Genomic DNA, 3901 nt, shown 5'->3' on the forward strand with positions numbered 1-3901 from the left:
CATGATGCGCTTCATGAGGTAGCCCACGCTTTCTTCGGCGGTATACGATTGCGCCTGGTAGAACTGGGGCGGGTCGGATTTGTCGCTCATGGGGTTATCAGTCGGCTAGGGTTTTCCCGATTATACATGCCTAGGCAGTGTTTTTATGACAACCATGTGGCATTCAAACGGCATCTTCTGCGGCGTCAAAAACAAAAAAGGCCCGTAACGGGCCTTTTTTCAACGTGGGCGACAGCGCCCAACGCCATCCATCAACCGCCCTTGCTGGGGCGCTTGCCAGGGTTTTTCTTGCTGCGGGTAGACGTGCCGCGCTCCAGGCTCACGCGCTGACCACGGCCGGGCGTGGCCAGGGACATGCCGGGAATGGGGGTCGGACGGGGGGTGTGTTTGCGATCGGCTTCGGTAACGATTTTGTTGCCCATGTCAGGCTCCTGAGAAAAAGGTTGAAACCCCTCTATTAGGCCATAGGCGCGCGCAAACGCTTCGGGAACACCGACCTTTAGCGGGCGTTCACCAAGTTCCAGCTGAACACCGCGTCGGTGGACAGGCCTTCCGCCCGGTGCACCGGGTACTGCCAGCCGTTGCGCAGGTCGGTCTGGGCCGAGATGTCGATGAGCGGCGCCTGCGAGGTGACAGTGCCGAAGATGGTGGCAAAAGACGCGTCGGCGGCGTCGCGCCCGGTGCCGATGCGCATGAAGCCCATGGGAATCGCGGTGCCGGAGGGATCGAAGATGTACCAGCGGTGGCCAATATAGGCCTCGACATAGGCGTGGAAGTCGGTCGGCCCCAGCGCCGGATCGGCACCAAAGTCGATGGCGGTGGTGAAGCGCGCCGGGATGTTGAGCGCGCGGCACATGGCGATCATGAGGTGCGCGAAATCGCGGCACACGCCTTCGTGGCTGCCCAGGGTGTCCAGCGCCGAAGTCATGGAGTTGCTGGTGTTGGACTCGAACGCCACTTGCTGCTGCACCCAGTCCTGGATCGCTTTCACCCGCCCGTAACCCATGGGCAAGCCCCCGAACAACTCCATCGCCTGGCTGGTCAGGCAATCCGACTGGCAGTAGCGGCTGGGGTAGAGGTAGATCAGCGCTTCCGGCGGCAGCATGGCCACCGGTACCTCCATCACGCTGGCGGCATCGGCCACGTGGTGGGTCACGTCCAGGGTGGCGCGGTAACGCACCGTGAGCGGCCCAGGCAGCGCTGTGAGGCGCAGGGTGCGGGTGTGGGTCGCGGGATCGGTGTGGCTGGCCAGGGGAACGGCCTGGCTGACCAGCAGTTCCTCCCAGACGATGAATTGCTGGCGCGTTTGAGCGGCCTGGAGGTTGAAAATGAAATCAGCCCCCGGCGCACCCACCTGGTATTGCAGGTCGATGGCTAGGTGAAGGCGAACCATGGTGTTTTCCGGTTGGCAGGCGATGGGCCGCCTGCAGTGACCGGCCAGAGATCCCGGGCCGGTATGAACCCGCCTGTGCAGACGGGATGAGAGGGTCCTGGACATCGAGCGTCTGTTTGATTGCGACAGATGCCGTCCAGCAGACCGTTCTGGCAGCAATACGCGTGCCATCTGGAAAACATCTTACGCCCTGGTCATCACATGGGCGCTGTGGCGGCCGATCAGCGGCCCCCTGTCCCGGTGGCCCCAACGCACTGGCCTTAAGCTCAAGCCAACATGTTCGCCTTGCTCACCACCTTCTCATGGCAAGAACTGCGGCACCACCCCTGGCGCAACGCGGCCGCCGTGGTCGCGGTCATGCTGGGTGTGGCGCTGGCGTTTTCGGTGCAATTGATCAACGCCTCGGCGCTGGCGGAGTTCTCCAGTGCGGTAACGGCGGTCAGCGGCAGGCCCGACCTGGAGCTGCGCGCGCGCCAAGGCCTGCTGGACGACACCTGGCTGGAGCGGGTGGCCGCGCACCCCGGCGTGGCCGTGGCCAGCCCGGTGCTGGAACGGTCCGCTTTTGTGCTGGATGCGCAAGGCGCACGGGTGCCGGTGAAGCTGGTGGGGGTGGATGCCTTGTCGGTGGCGAACACCGCCCCGGGCCTCATGCCCCAGCCCGATGCAGCCACCGGTGGGGGTGCGCGCCGCTTGGACTTGTTCGCGCCCGACGCGGTATTTCTGAACCCCAGCGCACGCGCGAAATGGCGCCAGGTTGGCACCACGCTGCGCCTGCAAAACGGCCAACAGGTATCCACCGTGCGCGTGATCGGCCAGGTGAACGCGCCCGGCCCACCGCTGCTGGTGATGGACGTGGCCGCGGCCCAAGAGCTCACCGGCCACATCGGCCAACTCAGCCGCATCGCCCTGCGCCTGCAGACCGGCGTGCAGCCCCAGGCGGTGCTGGACAGCCTGGCCCTGCCCGCCCACCTGCTGGCGCAACTGCCCGAACAAGTGGATGGACGCATGGACCGGCTGTCGCGCGCCTACCGGGTCAACCTCACCGTGCTGGCGCTGGTGGCTTTGTTCACCGGAGCGTTTCTGGTGTATTCGGTGCTTTCGCTTTCGGTGAGCAAACGCCAGCAGCAGTTTGCCCTGCTGGGTGTGTTGGGCTTGTCGGCGCGCGAGCGGCTGCGGCTGGTGTTGTGCGAATCGGCCTTGCTCGGTGTGCTGGGCAGTGTGCTGGGTGTGGCGCTGGGCACGGCCTTGGCGGCGCTGGCCCTGCGTTGGCTGGGCGGCGATCTGGGTGGCGGTTATTTCGCGGGTGAAGCACCGCGCTTGCTCTGGAGTCTGCCCATGGCCACCGGCTACGCGGCGCTGGGCGTGGCAGCCGCACTGGTGGGCGGCTGGTGGCCGGCCCGCGCCATGCAGCGCATGGCGCCTGCGCCCGCGCTCAAGGGCCTGGGTGCGGTGGATGCATCCGGCCAGCCACAGCACCGCAGGGCCTTGGCCATGTTGCTGGCCGCCGGGCTGCTGGCCTGGGCCCCGCCGGTGGCCGGGCTGGCGCTGGCGGCCTATCTGTCGGTGGGCCTGTTGCTGGTGGGGGGCGTTGTGGCGCTGCCGCTGGTGGTGGGTGTCGTGCTGCGCGGGTTGGCGCCTTGGGTGGCGACGCGCGCGCTGCCCCTGTTGGCGGTGGAGCGTGCGCGCCGCCTGCGCGAGACCGCCGCCGTGGCAACCAGCGGCGTGGTGGCGAGTCTGGCGCTGTCGGTCGCGCTCACGGTGATGGTGGCCAGTTTTCGCGACTCGGTCGCGCAGTGGCTGGACACGGTGTTGCCAGCCCAGCTCTACGTGCGCACGGCGGGTGGCCAAGAAGGCAACAGCCTGCCGCCCGATTTCGTGCGCGCGGTGGCAGATGTGCCCGGTGTGGTGCGCGTGGACCCGCTGCGCACCACCCAGCTGCAGCTCGACCCGGCCTTGCCCGCGCTCACCCTGCTGGCGCGACCGCTGAACGCCACCAGCGACCAGCGCCTGCCGTTGATCGACGACGCCTGGCCGGTGCCCACGGCAGCGCCTGGTGAAACGCTGGTGCCGGTGTACGTGAGCGAGGCTGTGATCGACGTGTACGGCGTGCGCGCCGGGGGTTTTCTGCCCCAGCTGGGTCTGGCTTTCGACGCTGCTCTGGCGCCGTCCACCCGCTTCTTCATCGCCGGCGTGTGGCGCGACTACGCCCGCCAGAACGGCAGCGTGCTGATGGACAGCGCCGACTACCAGCGGCTCACGGGCGATGCACGGGTGAACGATCTGGCCGTGCACCTGGCCGACGACGCCGATGCGGCCGATGCGGCCGATGCGACCGCCGTGCGCGAGCGCGTGCTCCAGCTCGCCGAGAGCCTGGGCACACGCGATCTGATCGAGATCGCGTCGGTGGGGCAGATCCGCGCGGTATCGCTGCGCATTTTCGACCGCAGTTTTGCCGTGACCTACTGGCTGCAGGCGGTGGCCATCGGCATCGGCCTGTTCGGCGTGGCG

Annotated in this window: 3 protein-coding genes; 1 reads left to right on the forward strand and 2 read right to left on the reverse strand. The window is 67.3% G+C overall.

The window, feature by feature from the left end; all coding sequences use genetic code 11:
* Positions 1-251 precede the first annotated feature (251 nt).
* On the reverse strand, positions 252-422 hold the full coding sequence (locus ABYB95_RS18750; protein ID WP_372660289.1) for a hypothetical protein: 171 nt from the start codon (positions 420-422) through the stop codon (positions 252-254).
* Positions 423-499: 77 nt separating this feature from the next.
* Entirely contained in the window at positions 500-1393 is an 894-nt protein-coding gene (locus ABYB95_RS18755; RefSeq protein ID WP_372660292.1) for a transglutaminase family protein, read from the reverse strand.
* A 276-nt stretch (positions 1394-1669) separates the two neighbouring features.
* Here ABYB95_RS18755 and ABYB95_RS18760 point away from each other — a divergent pair.
* The coding region (locus ABYB95_RS18760; RefSeq protein ID WP_372660295.1) for an ABC transporter permease at positions 1670-3901 on the forward strand (2232 nt) is incomplete at its 3' end.

The sequence above is a fragment of the Hydrogenophaga sp. genome (genome assembly GCF_041633695.1).
In the GTDB taxonomy this organism is placed as follows: domain Bacteria; phylum Pseudomonadota; class Gammaproteobacteria; order Burkholderiales; family Burkholderiaceae_C; genus Hydrogenophaga.